Source organism: Moraxella bovis (assembly GCF_002014975.1).
GTDB classification, from domain to species: Bacteria; Pseudomonadota; Gammaproteobacteria; order Pseudomonadales; family Moraxellaceae; genus Moraxella; species Moraxella bovis.
The window spans coordinates 1-202 of the sequence record NZ_MUXV01000006.1 but is presented as its reverse complement, the minus strand read 5'-3'; positions in this window follow the sequence as shown (position 1 = coordinate 202).

The following is a 202-nucleotide window of genomic DNA, read 5'->3' as shown; positions in this document are numbered from 1 at the left end:
CCTTAAAGATAGATGAGTTTTGGACTTACGTGGGTAACAAGAAAAACAGGCTCTGGTTCAAAAAGTATGCTAATAAGAAAACCGTTCGTAGTAAGCTTGGGAAACCTAACGGTTTTCCTACCCGCAGGCATGCTCAGGGCGAACGGAAAACCCAGTTCAGCATACTTTTTGGACTACTATCAATTACTCAATCGGCTTTAAA